Here is a 14764-nt window from a genome sequence, read left to right as displayed (position 1 = left end):
GCTCAGTCCACGGCGCCCAGCGTCAGCACCCGGCTCCGGGCGAGCAGCCCCACCGCCCGCCCCTCCTCGGTGACCACGGCGTGTTCCGCGCCGGCGGTGAGCAGCGCACCGAGCGCGTCGTACGCCGAGTCGCCGAGCGCCACGTTGGGCAGGCCGGTGCCGCCGTCGGCCGGGAGCGGGTCGAGCACCGCGCGGGTCACCGGGGTGACGGCGAGCCGCCGGATGCCCCGGTCGGCGCCGACGAACTCGCGGACGAAGTCCGAGGCGGGCGCACCGAGCAGGGCGGCGGGTGTGTCGTACTGCTCCAGCCGGCCGCCCTCGGACAGCACCGCGATCCGGTCGCCCAGCCGGACCGCCTCGTCGAGGTCGTGGGTGACCAGCACGATCGTCTTGCGTACCTCGGCCTGCAGGCGCAGGAACTCCTCCTGGAGGCGGGTCCGGACGATCGGGTCCACGGCCGAGAACGGCTCGTCCATCAGCAGCACCACCGGATCGGCGGCGAGCGCGCGGGCCACGCCGACCCGTTGCCGCTGCCCGCCGGAGAGCTCGTGCGGGTACCGCCGGCCGAACTGCGCCGGGTCGAGACCGACGAGTTCCAGCAGCTCGCCGACCCGGTCCCGGGTCCGCTGCTTCGGCCAGCCCAGCAGCCCCGGCACGGTCGCCACGTTCGCGGCGACGGTCTGGTGCGGGAAGAGACCGACGTTCTGGATGACGTAGCCGATGCGGCGGCGCAACGCCACCGGATCGACCCGGGTGACGTCGTCGTCGCCGAGCAGGATCCGCCCGTCGGTGGGCTCGATCAGCCGGTTGATCATCCGCAGCACCGTCGACTTCCCGCAGCCGGACGGGCCGATCAGCACCACCAGTTCACCGGCGGCGACCTCCAGGCTCAGCTCGCGTACCGCCTCGGTGCCGTCCGGGTAGCGCTTGCGGATGCGCTCCAGCGTGATCGACGCCGCGCCGCCTCCGGCGGTGCCTCCCGGGGTACCGTCCACGTGTGTCCCTCCACCTGAGCTACCGGGCCGACCCGGGTAATCCGTGGTTCTCCTGGCAGTACGTGCGGGACAACTCTGACACGATCCTCGCCGCGCTGCGGGAGCACACCTGGCTGACCGCCCGGGCCGTGGTGATCGCCGCGCTGGTGGCGCTGCCGCTCGCGGTGCTCGCGTACTGGTTCCGGTCGCTGTCGGCTCCCATCCTGGCGGTGACCGGGGTGCTGTACACCGTCCCGTCGCTGGCGTTGTTCGCGTTCCTCGCGCCGTACCTGGGCATCGGCGCGATCACCGTGCTCACCGTGGTCGCGCTGTACGCGTTGCTGGTCATCGTGCGAAACGCGCTGGCCGGGCTGACCCAGGTGCCGCCGGAGGTGCGCGAGGCCGCCGAGGGCATGGGGTACGGCAGGTGGGGCCGGCTGTTGCGGATCGAGCTGCCGTTGGCGCTGCCCGGCATCCTCACCGGCGTACGGCTCGCGACCGTGTCCACTGTCGCGCTCGTCACCGTCGGGGTGGTGGTCGGCCGGGGCGGCCTCGGCCAGCTCATCTTCGCGGGCTTCCAGAACAACTTCTACAAGGCGCAGATCATGACCGGCACGGTGCTGTGCGTGCTGCTGGCGCTGGTGCTCGACCTGGTGCTCGCAGGCGTGGGACGCCTGCTCACTCCCTGGCTGCGCGGGAGGTCCGCCCGGTGAATCCCGTCGAGCAGGCAGTGGTCTGGCTGAACGACCCGCTGAACTGGACCAACCCCGGCGGCGTGCTGGACCGCCTCGGCGAGCACCTCAGCATGTCCGCCTTGGCGGTGCTGCTCGGGTGCCTGGTGGCCTGGCCGATCGGGCTCTGGCTCGGGCACAGCGGCCGGGGCGGCGGGCTGGTCCTGCTGGTCTCCAACGTCACGCTGGCGATCCCGACGCTGGCCCTGCTGACCATCCTGCCGTTGACGTTCCTCGGTTTCGGCCGGCCGGCCGTGGTGGTGGCGCTCGCGGTCTTCGCGGTCCCGCCGCTGCTGGCGAACGCGTACACCGGGGTGCGGCAGGCCGATCCGGAGGCCCGGGACGCGGCCCGGGGGATGGGCCTGTCCGGCGGGCAGGTGCTGCGCCGGGTGGAGCTGCCGCTCGCGGTGCCCTATCTGGCGGCCGGCTTCCGTACCGCTGCGGTGCAGGTGGTGGCCACCGCCGCGCTCGCCTCGTTCGTCAACGGCGGCGGGCTGGGCCAGATCATCCGGGCCGGGTTCGGGCTCGACATCGCCGCCGGGGGCGGTCAGATCATCGCCGGCGGGGTGCTGGTGGCCGGGTTGGCGCTGCTCGTCGAGGGATTGCTCGCGGTGGTGGAGCGGGTGGTGACGCCGCGCCCGCTGCGCCGGGTACGCCGGCGGGCGAACCGCCGCGCGACGGCGGCGACGACCGGCGGCTGAGCCGTCGGTGACGATCGGGTGACGAAAACCGCTCCGAGTTTGTCGGTCGGGTCCGGAAGATATTGGCTGGAGTCGCGGGTGGCCGTCCGGATCGCCCGTCGGACACGCGGCCGGCCCGAGGGGGTCGCGCCGGGACACGGAAGGCGGGCACTGATGCGCGCGCGTACGACACTGGCCGCGGGGGCGCTCGGCGCACTCACCGCGGCTGTTCTCCTCACCGGCTGCGGCGACGCCGGCTCGTCCGGCACCGACGCGCCCGAGCAGGGTGCCTCGGGGGCGGGCTGCGCCCCGGTGGCGGGCGACCAGCTCGTCGTCCTCACCGACGACAAGAAGCTCCAGAACACCGACAACGTCATCCCCGCGATCAACGCGAAGGCGGCCACGCCGCAGCTCGTCGCCGCGCTGGACAAGGTCTCCGCGAAGCTCGACACCCCCAAGCTGATCCAGCTCAACCGGGCGGTCGACGTCGACCGCAAGACGCCCCAGGTCGCGGCGCAGGAGTTCGCCTCCGCCAACGGCGTGACCGACGGGATCGAGAAGGGCCCGGGCGGTCAGATCACCGTGGGCGCCGGCAACTTCAGCGAGAGCCAGACCATCGCCGAGCTCTACAAGATCGCGCTCACCGCCGCCGGCTACCAGGTCAAGGTGCAGACCATCGGCAACCGGGAGCTCTACGAGCCGGCCCTGGAGAAGGGGCAGATCCAGGTCGTCCCGGAGTACGCCGCCACCATGGCGGAGTTCCTCAACACCAAGGCCAACGGCAAGGACGCCCAGCCCGTCTCCTCGCCGGAGCTGGACAAGACGGTCGCGGCGCTGAAGACCGAGGGTGACAAGGCCGGCCTGGTCTTCGGCCAGCCCTCCCAGGCGCAGGACCAGAACGCGTTCGCGGTGACCAAGGCGTTCGCCGACAAGTACGGCGTGTCCACGCTCTCTGAGCTGGCCGCCAAGTGTTCCGGCCAGGCCACCGTGCTGGCGGGGCCGCCCGAGTGCCCGCAGCGGCCGAAGTGCCAGGCCGGTCTGGTCGAGGTCTACGACTTCAAGGCCGGCTCGTTCAGCTCGCTGGACGCGGGCGGCCCGCAGACCAAGAACGCGCTGAAGACCGGTTCGGCGAGCGTCGGCCTGGTCTTCTCCTCCGACGCCGCGCTGGCCACGAGCTGACGCACCACCGCCGGCCGGCGCCACGCGTGCCGGCCGGCGGCACGGCTGCCCTGTTCGACGGGCCGCTCATCGAATGGTGCCGACCCGTTCCCCTCTGGTGGAACTCTCGGTACTCTGCTCAGCCATGCCCGCCTCGGTCGCGCCCGCCGACAAGAGCACGCCCACCCTGCTCACCGTCCTGTTCTGGGTCGGTGTGGGGCTGGCGCCCCTGGCTGCGCTCATCCTGCTGATCGCCGACGGCAACGGCTCGATCCGGTTCGGCGCCGTCCTGGCGATCCTCGCGGTCGTGCTCATCGGTCTGTCCATCGCGCTGCGACCGGAGAGCGGCTCCGGCGGCGCGGCCGCCGAGGAACTGCGCGAGGAGTTGGCGCAGCTCCGGCGGGAGCTGCGGGCCGAGATCGTGGCCGCCGCCCAGCGCGGCAACCAGGCGCTCGACCAGGCACGACGGGCCGAGGAGGTGGCCGGCGCGGTACGGCACCGGCTCGACGCAGCCGCCGCCGGACTGGCCTCCGGGCCCGTGTCCGCCTCCGCCCCCGCGTCTCCCTCCGTGGCCGCGTCGGCGCGCCCGAGCGGTGCGGCCCGGGTGCCGGTCACCGGCACGCCCGATGTCGACCGGGCGTACCCGGCCGGCCGGGACGACGACGAACCGGCCCGGCGGGCGTACTCCGGCGGCCGCTACGGAACCGACTACGACGCGGACCGGCCTCGGACCGGCCACCACGACGCCGACCCGCCCCGGACGGGCCGCTACGAGACCGAGCCGTCCCCGGCGGGCCGCTATGAGACCGAACAGCCCCGGGCGGGCGGCTATGACGCCGAGCCGTCCCCGGCGGGCCGCTATGACGCCGAGCCGTCCCGGGCGGGCCGCTATGAGACCGAACAGCCCTGGGCCGGCCGCTACGACTCCGAACCGGCACGGGCCGGTCGGCACGACGCCGAGCCGGCGCGGGCCTCAGTGCGTCCCGACCAGCCGGCGAGCGGGGTGTACGGCGCGGCGCGGGTCTCCGAGCCGGTCGCCCGGCCGGAGACCCGCCCTGTCGGCGTGGTCCACCACACCGAGACGGTGCACGTCACCACCCGACACACGATCGTCGGCGGTGGTGAGCCGGCCGGAAGCCGGTACGGCGGGTTCCCCGGCGGCTGGTCGGACGAGGACAGGCCCCGGGGCGCGGACGCGGCCGACCACTGGCGCGCGGAACACCGCGACCCGGACGGCCGGTCAGGCCGCCGCGCCGGGTCGGACGACGGTGGTCGGGGTGCCGGATCCGGCGACGACGGGCACCCGTGGGCTGACCCCGGGCGTCCTGGTGCCGAACATCCGTGGGCGGGTGTCGGCCGGGCCGCCGCCGGTGAACAGGGCTGGTCCGGGCGTACCGCTGGTGAACAGGGCTGGTCGGGGCGTACCTCCGGGGGCGGCTGGTCGGGCGGCCAGGGCCGGACGGCGGCGGAGGAGCAGCGGCCCTGGTCCGGCGGCGAGGACGACCGGGCCGGCCGGGCGGCGGGCACCTGGCCGGCGGCAGCGGCGGACGCCCCGGCCGGGCGGGCGAGTGCCGACGGCGACCAGTGGTCCGAGATGCGTGCCGGTAACCGGTGGGCCGCGGTCCGCGACGACGGTGCGGGCCGGGAGATCCGGCTCGGGGAGCGGCGCGCCGCCGTGCACGCCGACGGTGGTGGCACGGAGTACCGCGTCGAGGACCGGTGGGCCTCGGTACGCGGCGGCGGACCGGACGCGAGCGGGCCGGACGGACCGGACGCCCGCTGGTCCGGGGAGAGCCACCCGGCGCTGCCGGCCGGTGGGGTGCCGGTGCCGGACGAGTGGCGGCCGCCGACGCAGCGCAGCGGCCAGCCGGAGTGGCGCCAGCCGCCTCCCGAATGGCGCCGGCCCGAGCCGGAGCAGCGTCAGCCCGAGCCGGAGCAGTGGCGTCGGCCCGAGCCGGAACGGCGGCCGGCGGAGCCGGAGTGGCGCAGCCCGGAGCACGGTGGGCACGGCCGGCCGCACCGGGACGACGCCGACCGCTGGCGCTGACCGCCCACGATCACTTGTCGATGTCGCCCACCACGAAGAACATCGAGCCGAGGATGGCGATCAGGTCCGGCACCAGACAGCCGGGCAGCAGCGACGACAGCGCCTGCACGTTCGCGTACGAGGCGGTGCGCAACTTGAGCCGCCACGGGGTCTTCTCGCCCCGGGACACCAGGTAGTAGCCGTTGATGCCGAGCGGGTTCTCGGTCCAGGCGTACGTGTGCCCCTCGGGCGCCTTCAGCACCTTGGGCAGGCGGGTGTTCACCGGCCCGCTGATCCGGTCCACCCGGTCCAGGCACTGCTCGGCGAGGTCGAGCGAGGCGTACACCTGGTCGAGCAGCACCTCGAAGCGGGCGTGACAGTCACCGGCGGTCTTCGTCACCACGGGCACGTCGAGCTGGTCGTAGGCCAGGTACGGCTCGTCGCGGCGCAGGTCGAGGTCGAGCCCGGAGGCGCGGGCGACCGGCCCGGAGGCGCCGAACGCGGCGGCGTCGGCGGCGGACAGCACACCGACCCCGACGGTACGGGCCAGGAAGATCTCGTTGCGCCGGATCAGGTTGTCGAGGTCGGGCATCCGGCGGCGTACCTCGGCGATGGCGGTGCGGGCGCGCCCGGTCCAGCCGGACGGCACCTCCTCCTTCAGGCCGCCGACCCGGTTGAACATGTAGTGGATCCGGCCGCCGGAGACCTCCTCCATCACCGCCTGGATGGTCTCCCGTTCCCGGAACGCGTAGAACATCGGCGTGATCGCGCCGATCTCCAGCGGGTACGAGCCGAGGAACATCAGGTGGTTGAGCACCCGGTTCAGCTCGGCCAGCGCCATCCGCAGCCAGGTGGCGCGTTCCGGCACCTCCATGCCCATCAGCCGCTCGACGGCGAGCACCACGCCCAGCTCGTTGGAGAACGCCGACAGCCAGTCGTGGCGGTTCGCCAGCACGATGATCTGCCGGTAGTCGCGTACCTCGAAGAGCTTCTCCGCCCCCCGGTGCATGTAGCCGACGATCGGCTCGGCGGCGACCACCCGTTCCCCGTCGAGCACCAGGCGCAACCGCAGCACGCCGTGCGTCGAGGGGTGCTGCGGCCCGATGTTGAGCACCATGTCGGTGCCGAGCTGTTCACCGCCGGCGCCGGTACCGACTGTGAGCTCGCGGAGGTCGGCGGCGTCCGTGGTCATGCCCGTCATCGTGCCACGACCGCGTCGAGCGCGACGCCGACCGGCTGCCGCAGCCACAGGTGCCCGCCGAGCCCGGCCGGGTCGGTCAGCTCGGCCGCCGCCGACGCCGTGGCCAGCGCCCGCAGGTAGCCGGCCGGGTCGCGGGAGGCCAGGCTCAGCGGCGGTCGCCCGCCGTCGGCCCCGAGCGCCCGCAGCGCCTCCCGCTGAGAGACCAGGGAGTACGCGCACCGCGCGACCCGCTCACCGGCGGAGGCGACCGAGTCCATGGCGACGTGCGCCGTCACGTCGCAGGACCCGTCCGGCACCGGTGGCACCTGCCGCCCACCCCGGTACCCGGTGAGCGTCCCGTCGACGGGCCGGGACTCCCGCAGATGCCCGTAGTCCACCGCGAGCGCCAGCCCTCGCGCCACCCGCCCCACAGCCTCCGCCCAGGCCAAGTCCCGCGACCACCCGATCTCCGCCCGCCCACCAACCCCGCCCTTACCCTCGCCGACGGCGTTGATAAAGGAGTTTGTGTCCTGATCCGAGCCCTCCGCCGCCACAAACTCCTTGATCACCTTGGTAGGAGCGGGGGTGGGGTTGGGGGGCCACCAGTGGGTCAGCCAGGTGGTGTCGGTGGGGGACGGGGGCGGTCCGACTGTCTCCTGGCCGGTTGCCGGGTCCACCAGGAGGAGGCGCCAGCCCGCGGGGGTGTGGACCGCCACGTCCACGGGGACGTTGTCCAGCCATTCGGTGGCCAGGAGCAGACCGGTGATGCCGTCGGGGATGTCGGCCCGCCAGTCGATCTCCGGCGGCAGGTCCGGTGGGCGGGCCGACCGTTCCACGGCTACCAGGTGGATCCGGGCGGCCAGCTCGGGTGCTGCCTGTGCCAGCAGCGCCCGGAGCAGTTCGCCCCGGCCGGCGCCCACGTCCACCACGTCCAGCCGGGCCGGGTGCCCCAGCGCCGCGTCCACCATCTCGAGTTGCCGCGCCAGGCAGGCGGCGAAGACGGGCGAGGCGTGCACGCTCGTGCGGAAGTGCGCGGCGGGCCCGGCGCCGGAGACGAAGAAGCCGTCCGGCCCGTACAGCGCCCGCTCCATCGCGTCGTGCCAGCGCAGCGGGGAGGTCACCGTGCCGACCCTACGGGACGTACCCGAAAGGGCGGTTTGCCCGCCACCGGAGCGGCCGCTTCGGGCGGTCGGTGAAGGTTTTCACACCTTCTTGTTTCGGGTCTGTCACCCGGGCGCATACTTGCCATCGACCGGTACCCCCTTCGAGGACTGGATCGCTGCCATGAGCGCACCGCTGCGCCCCCGGGCCACCGCTGCCCCGCTCGTCTTCCCGCGTACCCTCGCCGTCGGCGTCCTCGGCGCCGGCCGGGTCGGCGCCGTGCTGGGCGCGGCCCTCGCCGCCGCCGGTCACCGGGTGGTCGCCGCGTCCGGCGCCTCGGGCGCGACGGGGGCCCGGCTGGCGCTGCTGCTGCCGCAGACCCCGCACCGCACCGCGTCCGAGGTGGCGCGTGCCGCCACCGACCTGCTGATCGTCGCGGTCCCGGACGACGCGCTCGCGGGCGTGGTCGCGGACCTGGCCGCGAGCGGCGCGCTGCGTCCCGGCCAGGTGGTGGCGCACACCTCCGGCGCGCACGGGCTCGCCGCGCTGGCCCCGGCCGTCGAGGCGGGCGCCCGGCCGCTCGCGCTGCACCCCGCGATGACCTTCACCGGTACGCCGGACGACCTGTCCCGCCTGCCCGGCATCTCCTACGGGGTGACCGCCCCGGCCGAGCTGCGCCCGTTCGCGGCCCGGCTGGTGGCCGACCTGGGCGGCGTACCGGAGTGGGTCGGTGAGAACGACCGGCCGCTCTACCACGCGGCGCTGGCACACGGCGCGAACCACCTGGTGACGCTCGTCAACGAGGCGGCCGACCGGCTGCGCGACGCCGGGGTGGAACGGCCGGAGAAGGTGCTCGCCCCGCTGCTGCGGGCCGCGCTGGAGAACGTGCTGCGGCTGGGCGACGACGCGCTGACCGGCCCGGTGTCGCGGGGCGACGCGGGCACCGTACGCCGGCATCTGGACCGGCTGGCGCGGACCGCGCCGGAATCCGTACCCGCGTATCTGGCGTTGGCACGACGGACGGCGGACCGCGCCGTCGCGGTCGGCCGCCTTCGCCCGGCGGACGCGGCCGCGCTGCGGAACGTGCTCGACCGAATCGAGGTGGCGGCCTGATGGCCGAGGTGCTGCACACGCGCAAGGAACTGGCGGCGGCCCGTGAGGCGATGGCCGGCCCGGTCGGCGTGGTGATGACCATGGGCGCGCTGCACGCCGGGCACGAGGCGCTGCTGCGGGCCGCCCGCGAGCGCGCCGGCCACGTCATCGTCACGATCTTCGTGAACCCGCTGCAGTTCGGCCCGAACGAGGACTTCGACCGCTACCCGCGCACGCTCGACTCCGACCTGGAGATCTGCCGCCGCGCCGGGGTGGACGTGGTGTTCGCGCCCTCGGCGACCGAGATGTACCCGGAGGGCCGGCCCACCGTGCGGCTCGACCCGGGTCCGCTCGGCGAGGACCTGGAGGGCCTGAGCCGTCCCGGCTTCTTCCACGGCGTGCTCACCGTGGTCATGAAGCTGCTCCAGCTCACCCGCCCCGACCTGGCCTTCTTCGGCGAGAAGGACTACCAGCAGCTCACCCTGGTCCGCCGGATGGTCCGCGACCTCGACGTGCCGACCGAGATCGTCGGCGTGCCGACCGTCCGGGAGCCGGACGGGCTGGCCATGTCCAGCCGCAACCGGTACCTGTCGGCGCCCGAGCGGCAGACCGCGCTGAGCCTGTCCGCCGCGTTGCGGGCCGGCGCGGCGGCGGCCGAGCGGGGCGAGGACGCGGGTGCGGTGCTCGCCGCCGCGCACCGGGCCTTCGACGCGCCGGACGCCCGCCTGGACTACCTGGTGCTCACCGACACCGAGCTGGAACCCGGCCCGGTCACCGGTCCGGCCCGGCTGCTGATCGCGGCCTGGGTCGGCGCCACCCGCCTGATCGACAACACGGCCATCCACCTCGCGCCGCGTACCTGAACCCCACCACGAATGCGGAAAGGCACCCCGATGTTCCGGACCATGCTCAAGTCGAAGATCCACCGCGCCACCGTGACCCAGGCCGACCTGCACTACGTCGGCTCGGTGACGGTGGACGAGGATCTGCTCGACGCGGCGGACCTGCTCCCCGGTGAGCAGGTCGCGATCGTGGACATCACCAACGGCGCCCGGCTGGAGACGTACGTGATCCCGGGCCGGCGGGGCAGCGGCGTGATCGGCATCAACGGCGCCGCCGCGCACCTGGTGCACCCCGGTGACCTGGTCATCCTGATCTCGTACGGGCAGATGGACGACGCCGAGGCCCGCACGTACCGCCCGAACGTGGTGCACGTGGACGCCGACAACAAGATCGTCGACCTCTCGACGGACCCGACCACGACCGCCCCCGGCACCGCAGGCGCCCCCATCCCCAATCCCCTAGCCGCCGCCCGCTGACGCCTCTCCCCGCCTCGGGCCGTTGATCTTGCAGTTGCGGCCCTTCTGTCGCCCTTTTTGGGTGCTTTGCCGGGGCGGTTAGTGCAAGATCGACGGGCAGACGGGTGGGGAACGCGGTCTGTCACCGGAAGGTCATTTTCGGCTACCCTGGGCGGACCGTCGGGGATCGACGGTCGTCGGCTGGGGGAGGCCGCGATGCGCCGTGCGATGAGCTTCCTGGTCGCCGCGATGGTCGCGAGCGCCGCCCTGACCGGCTGCGCCGGCGCCGGCGGGCTGGACGGCGACCTCACCGACGACTGGGCCGCGATGGCCGCACCCGGGCCGTTCACCCCGGCCGCGGGGGTCTGCCAGGTCGCCGACTTCACAGCGAGCGTCGGCCTGGCCGCGTACGCGCCGGTCGGCTGCGAGCTGCCGCACCGGGTGGAGACCGTGCACGTCGGGGCGTTCACCGCCGACCGGCCCACCCCTCCGCCGCTCACCTCACCCGAGCTGCGTACCGCGTTCGCCGACTGCGACAAGCGGGCCGCCGGGTACGTGGGTGACGACTGGCGTGCCGGGCGGCTCCGGCTGGCAGTGGCGGTGCCGACAGGTGCCGGGTGGACGGCCGGCTCCCGCTGGTACCGGTGCGACCTGACCGAGCTGACAACGGTCGAGGCTGCGGCCACCGTGGTCACCCGTACGGGCAGCCTGCGCGACGCGCTCAAGCCGCCGTCCCCGCTCCGGCTCGGCTGCCAGCGCACCGGCCGGGACGCGGGCCGCGTGCAGCGGCTCACCCCGGTCGACTGCACGGTGGCGCACGACGCCGAGTTCGTCGGCGTGTGGGCCGCGCCGGACCGCCCGTACCCGAAGAAGCCGGAGGACTGGGTTCCGCTCTACGACGGCTGCTTCGGCGTGATCGCCCGCTACGCCGGTGTACCCGCCGACGCGTTCCTGCGCTACCGCAGCGACGTGGTGGTCCGGCCGCCCGCTGCCGGTCGCTGGGCGGTCGGCGACCGGGGCGTGCGCTGCTACCTGTGGCTCAGCGACCGTACGGTGACCACCTCCCTGAAGGGCGCCGGACCGGCCGCCCTCCCGCGCCGGAAGAGGTAGCCGGGCGCACTCGTCACGCCCCCCGCGCCCGGGCCGAGTTCGCTTCGGGTTGACTGTGCTCATGGACCTACCGACCGTCGACCTGCCGGCGCTGCCCCGGCTGCTCGCCGCGCCCGCCCCCGGCTGGGTGGAGACGACAGACGTGATCGTGGTCGGCTCCGGCGTGGCCGGGTTGACCGCCGCGCTGCACCTGCGCGAGGCCGGCCTGCACGTCACGGTGGTCACCAAGGTCGACATGGACGAGGGCTCCACCCGCTGGGCGCAGGGCGGGATCGCCGCCGTGCTGGATCCGGCGGACACCCCGGATGCGCACGCGTACGACACGGAGGTGGCCGGGGTCGGCCTCTGCGACCCGGCGGCGGTCCGCGCGCTCGTGGCCGAGGGGCCGACCCGGCTGCGTGAGCTGATGCGGATCGGGGCGGAGTTCGACCGCAACCCGGACGGGTCACTGATGCTGACCCGGGAGGGCGGCCACCGGGCCGACCGGATCGTGCACGCCGGCGGCGACGCCACCGGCGCGGAGGTGCAGCGGGCGCTGCACGACGCGGTGCGCCGCGACCCGTGGATCCGGCTGGTCGAGCACGCCCTGGTGCTGGACCTGCTGCGCGCTCCCGGCGACGGACCGGGCGGGCTCGGCCCGGCCTGCGGCATCACGCTGCACGTTCTCGGTGAGGGCAGCGAGGACGGCGTCGGCGCGATCCTCGCCCGCGCGGTGGTGCTGGCCACCGGCGGGATGGGGCAGATCTTCGCCGCCACCACCAACCCGGCGGTCTCCACCGGGGACGGAGTGGCGCTGGCGTTGCGCGCGGGCGCGGCCGTCACCGACGTGGAGTTCGTGCAGTTCCACCCGACCGCGCTGATCGTGCCGGCCGGCGGTCCGGGCGCGGGGCTGGCGCAGCAGCCGCTGGTCTCCGAGGCGCTGCGCGGCGAGGGCGCGCACCTGGTCGATGGCGACGGCAAGCGGTTCATGGTCGGTCAGCACGAACTGGCCGAGCTGGCTCCCCGGGACGTGGTCGCCAAGGGCATCCACCGGGTGCTGCTGGCGTCCGGCGCGGACCACGTGTACCTGGACGCCCGGCACCTGGGCGGCGACTTCCTGGCCCGGCGGTTCCCCACCATCGTGGCGTCCTGCCTGGCCATCGGCGTGGACCCGGCGACCGACCTGATCCCGGTCGCGCCCGCCGCGCACTACGCCTCCGGCGGCGTCCGGACCGACCTGCGCGGCCGCACCTCCATCCCCGGCCTGTACGCCTGCGGCGAGGTCGCCTGCACCGGTGTGCACGGCGCCAACCGGCTCGCCAGCAACTCGCTGCTGGAAGGGCTCGTCTTCTCCCGCCGGATCGCCGAGGACGTCGCCGCCGGGCTGCCCGAGCAGGCCCGCCCGGCGGAGACCGGTGCCTGGGTGGGCGGGCCGGGCGCGCTGGTGCCGGCGACCGGCACGGCGGAGCTGCAACGGGCGATGACGCGGGGTGCCGGCGTGCTCCGGTCGGCGCAGACGCTGGAAGCCACCGCCGCCACGCTCACGGAGCTGGGCGCGGGGCAGGGCGTGCCGCGTACCGCCGACTGGGAGGCGACGAACCTGCTGACGGTGGCGTCGACGCTGGTTGCGGCCGCGTACGCGCGCCAGGAGACGCGGGGCTGCCACTGGCGGGAGGACTTCCCGACGGCCGACGAGAGGTGGCTGGGCCACCTGGTGGCCGAGGTGGGCACGGACGGCATTGTGGCCGAACGCTGGGAGGAGAAGAACTGGTGAGGGAGTCGACGGAGCAGGCGCTGCGCGACGGTGGCCTGGACCCGGAGCGGGTCCGGCAGATCATCCTCGACACGCTGCACGAGGACCTCGGGCCCGACTTCCTCGACGTCACGAGCGTGGCCACCATCCCGGACGAGCAGCACGACACGGCCGATCTGGTGGCGCGCGCCGACGGCGTGGTGGCCGGACTGCCGGTCGCCGCCGCCGTGTTCGAGCTGGTCGGCGAGGTGACCGGCGCGGGGCGTACGGTCGAGGTCTCGTTGGTCGCGCACGACGGGCAGCGGGTGGCGCGCGGCGACGTGCTGGCCACCGTGACCGGGCCGACCCGGCTGCTGCTGACCGCCGAGCGGACGGCGCTGAACCTGCTGTCCCGCATGTCCGGCGTGGCGACGCACACGCGGGCCTGGGCCGACGCGCTGGCCGGCACGAAGGCGATGGTGCTGGACACCCGCAAGACCACGCCGGGGCTGCGGGCGCTGGAGAAGTACGCGGTCCGGGCCGGTGGCGGCACCAACAAGCGAATGGGCCTGTACGACGTCGCCATGATCAAGGACAACCACAAGGTCGCGGCGGGCGGGATCGGCGCCGCGTTCCGCCGGGTCCGGGAGGCGTTCCCCGACGTCGCGGTGCAGGTCGAGGTGGACACGCCGGCCGAGGCGGTGGAGGCGGTCGAGGCGGGGGCGCGGTTCCTGCTGCTGGACAACATGACCCCGGCGCAGCTGCGCGAGGTGGTGGCGTCGGTGGGCGACCGGGCGGAACTGGAGGCCACCGGCGGGCTGACGCTGCCGATGGCCGCCGAGTACGGCGCGACCGGCGTCGACTTCCTCTCGGTCGGCGCGCTCACCCACTCCTCGCCGATCCTGGACATCGCCCTCGACCTGCGCGACGTCTAGGCTGCCGCTGTGCTGCTCTGCATCGACATCGGAAACACGAACACCGTGCTGGCGACCTTCGACGGCGACAAGCTGGTGCATTCGTGGCGGATCAAGACCGACGCCCGTTCCACAGCGGACGAGCTGGGCCTGATGTTCCGCGGACTGCTCGCCGGGGACGCCGTGGAGATCACCGGCGTGGCCGCCTGCTCGACCGTGCCGGCCGCGCTGCGTTCGCTGCGCACCATGCTCGACCGGTACTACGCCGACCTGCCCAGCGTGATCGTCGAGCCGGGTGTGCGGACCGGCGTGCAGCTCGCCATCGACAACCCGAAGGAGGTGGGCGCGGACCGGGTGGTCAACACGCTGGCCGCGTACACGCTCTACGGCGGGCCGTCGATCGTCGTGGACTTCGGCACCACCACCAACTTCGACCTGGTCAGCAGCCGGGGGGAGTTCCTCGGCGGGGCGTTCGCACCCGGCATCGAGATCTCCTTCGACGCGCTGGCCGCCCGGGCCGCCCAGCTGCGCAAGGTGGAGGCGACCCGCCCGCGTTCGGTGATCGGCAAGAACACAGTCGAGTGCCTCCAGGCCGGGCTCTACTTCGGCTTCGCCGGCCAGGTGGACCGGATCGTCGAGCGGATGTCCGAGGAGCTGGGCGGCGTGAAGGCGGTCATCGCCACCGGCGGCCTGGCGTCGCTGGTGCTCGGCGAGTGCCACACCATCACCCACCACGAGCCGATGATCACGCTGATCGGCCTGCGGATGGTCTACGACCGCAACGTCTGA

Annotated in this window: 14 protein-coding genes; 11 read left to right on the top strand and 3 right to left on the bottom strand. The window is 74.2% G+C overall.

Features of this window, described 5'->3' with window-relative positions:
* Window positions 1-2: 2 nt before the first annotated feature.
* Window positions 3-995, bottom strand: a complete 993-nt coding sequence (locus tag GA0070562_RS22745; protein ID WP_091425711.1) for an ABC transporter ATP-binding protein — start codon at window positions 993-995, stop codon at window positions 3-5.
* A 2-nt stretch (window positions 996-997) separates the two neighbouring features.
* On the opposite strand from GA0070562_RS22745, the gene GA0070562_RS22740 reads away from it, so the two are divergent.
* The 4 genes from GA0070562_RS22740 (at window position 998) to GA0070562_RS22725 (ending at window position 5590) form a co-directional block, all read left to right on the top strand.
* On the top strand, window positions 998-1687 hold the full coding sequence (locus tag GA0070562_RS22740) for an ABC transporter permease (protein WP_091425708.1): 690 nt from the start codon (window positions 998-1000) through the stop codon (window positions 1685-1687).
* On the top strand, window positions 1684-2406 hold the full coding sequence (locus tag GA0070562_RS22735) for an ABC transporter permease (protein WP_091425704.1): 723 nt from the start codon (window positions 1684-1686) through the stop codon (window positions 2404-2406). The genes GA0070562_RS22740 and GA0070562_RS22735 overlap by 4 nt, the downstream gene beginning before the upstream one ends.
* A 153-nt stretch (window positions 2407-2559) precedes the next feature.
* A complete protein-coding gene (locus tag GA0070562_RS22730) occupies window positions 2560-3564 on the top strand; it encodes a glycine betaine ABC transporter substrate-binding protein (RefSeq protein ID WP_091425701.1) in 1005 nt (334 codons plus the stop codon).
* Between the two features lie 124 nt (window positions 3565-3688).
* Window positions 3689-5590: a hypothetical protein gene (locus GA0070562_RS22725; RefSeq protein ID WP_091425699.1), complete on the top strand. Its 1902-nt coding sequence runs from the start codon at window positions 3689-3691 to the stop codon at window positions 5588-5590.
* Between the two features lie 10 nt (window positions 5591-5600).
* Here GA0070562_RS22725 and GA0070562_RS22720 read toward each other — a convergent pair whose 3' ends face one another.
* The gene (locus tag GA0070562_RS22720; RefSeq protein WP_175438836.1) at window positions 5601-6770 is read right to left on the bottom strand and encodes an NADH-quinone oxidoreductase subunit D; all 1170 of its coding nucleotides are present in this window, start codon (window positions 6768-6770) and stop codon (window positions 5601-5603) included.
* Window positions 6767-7840 carry an SAM-dependent methyltransferase gene (locus tag GA0070562_RS22715; protein WP_175438849.1) on the bottom strand — a complete coding sequence of 358 codons (1074 nt, stop codon included), beginning with the start codon at window positions 7838-7840 and terminating at the stop codon, window positions 6767-6769. Before GA0070562_RS22715 ends, GA0070562_RS22720 begins: the two co-directional genes overlap by 4 nt.
* Window positions 7841-8033: 193 nt before the next feature.
* On the opposite strand from GA0070562_RS22715, the gene GA0070562_RS22710 reads away from it, so the two are divergent.
* The 7 genes from GA0070562_RS22710 to GA0070562_RS22680 all read left to right on the top strand — a co-directional run bounded on the left by GA0070562_RS22710 (window position 8034) and on the right by GA0070562_RS22680 (window position 14764).
* On the top strand, window positions 8034-8963 hold the full coding sequence (locus GA0070562_RS22710; RefSeq protein WP_091425691.1) for a Rossmann-like and DUF2520 domain-containing protein: 930 nt from the start codon (window positions 8034-8036) through the stop codon (window positions 8961-8963).
* The gene (panC, locus tag GA0070562_RS22705) at window positions 8963-9805 is read left to right on the top strand and encodes a pantoate--beta-alanine ligase (RefSeq protein WP_091425689.1); all 843 of its coding nucleotides are present in this window, start codon (window positions 8963-8965) and stop codon (window positions 9803-9805) included. Before GA0070562_RS22710 ends, panC begins: the two co-directional genes overlap by 1 nt.
* A gap of 30 nt (window positions 9806-9835) precedes the next feature.
* Window positions 9836-10261: an aspartate 1-decarboxylase gene (gene panD, locus GA0070562_RS22700; protein ID WP_091425686.1), complete on the top strand. Its 426-nt coding sequence runs from the start codon at window positions 9836-9838 to the stop codon at window positions 10259-10261.
* Window positions 10262-10456: 195 nt separating this feature from the next.
* Window positions 10457-11350 (top strand): septum formation family protein, encoded by an 894-nt coding sequence (locus tag GA0070562_RS22695; protein ID WP_091425683.1) that lies wholly within the window; start codon window positions 10457-10459, stop codon window positions 11348-11350.
* A 61-nt stretch (window positions 11351-11411) separates the two neighbouring features.
* Window positions 11412-13103, top strand: a complete 1692-nt coding sequence (locus GA0070562_RS22690; protein WP_091425681.1) for an L-aspartate oxidase — start codon at window positions 11412-11414, stop codon at window positions 13101-13103.
* Window positions 13100-13996 (top strand): carboxylating nicotinate-nucleotide diphosphorylase, encoded by an 897-nt coding sequence (nadC, locus tag GA0070562_RS22685; protein ID WP_091425678.1) that lies wholly within the window; start codon window positions 13100-13102, stop codon window positions 13994-13996. The genes GA0070562_RS22690 and nadC overlap by 4 nt, the downstream gene beginning before the upstream one ends.
* 9 nt (window positions 13997-14005) lie before the next feature.
* Entirely contained in the window at window positions 14006-14764 is a 759-nt protein-coding gene (locus GA0070562_RS22680; protein ID WP_013288955.1) for a type III pantothenate kinase, read from the top strand.

This window comes from Micromonospora tulbaghiae, from assembly GCF_900091605.1.
Classification (GTDB): Bacteria; Actinomycetota; Actinomycetes; order Mycobacteriales; family Micromonosporaceae; genus Micromonospora; species Micromonospora tulbaghiae.
Note: the sequence above shows the minus strand (reverse complement) of the source record. Positions and strands in the feature narration are given on the sequence as shown.

What these genes read in the sequence shown, in the direction of transcription:
- GA0070562_RS22730 (WP_091425701.1), top strand. Translation starts at nt 2,560, where the DNA reads ATGCGCGCGCGTACGACACTGGCCGCGGGGGCGCTCGGCGCACTCACC.
- GA0070562_RS22725 (WP_091425699.1), top strand. Translation starts at nt 3,689, where the DNA reads ATGCCCGCCTCGGTCGCGCCCGCCGACAAGAGCACGCCCACCCTGCTC.
- GA0070562_RS22720 (WP_175438836.1), bottom strand. Translation starts at nt 6,770, where the DNA reads ATGACGGGCATGACCACGGACGCCGCCGACCTCCGCGAGCTCACAGTC.
- GA0070562_RS22715 (WP_175438849.1), bottom strand. Translation starts at nt 7,840, where the DNA reads ATGGAGCGGGCGCTGTACGGGCCGGACGGCTTCTTCGTCTCCGGCGCC.
- GA0070562_RS22710 (WP_091425691.1), top strand. Translation starts at nt 8,034, where the DNA reads ATGAGCGCACCGCTGCGCCCCCGGGCCACCGCTGCCCCGCTCGTCTTC.
- panC (WP_091425689.1), top strand. Translation starts at nt 8,963, where the DNA reads ATGGCCGAGGTGCTGCACACGCGCAAGGAACTGGCGGCGGCCCGTGAG.
- panD (WP_091425686.1), top strand. Translation starts at nt 9,836, where the DNA reads ATGTTCCGGACCATGCTCAAGTCGAAGATCCACCGCGCCACCGTGACC.
- GA0070562_RS22695 (WP_091425683.1), top strand. Translation starts at nt 10,457, where the DNA reads ATGCGCCGTGCGATGAGCTTCCTGGTCGCCGCGATGGTCGCGAGCGCC.
- GA0070562_RS22690 (WP_091425681.1), top strand. Translation starts at nt 11,412, where the DNA reads ATGGACCTACCGACCGTCGACCTGCCGGCGCTGCCCCGGCTGCTCGCC.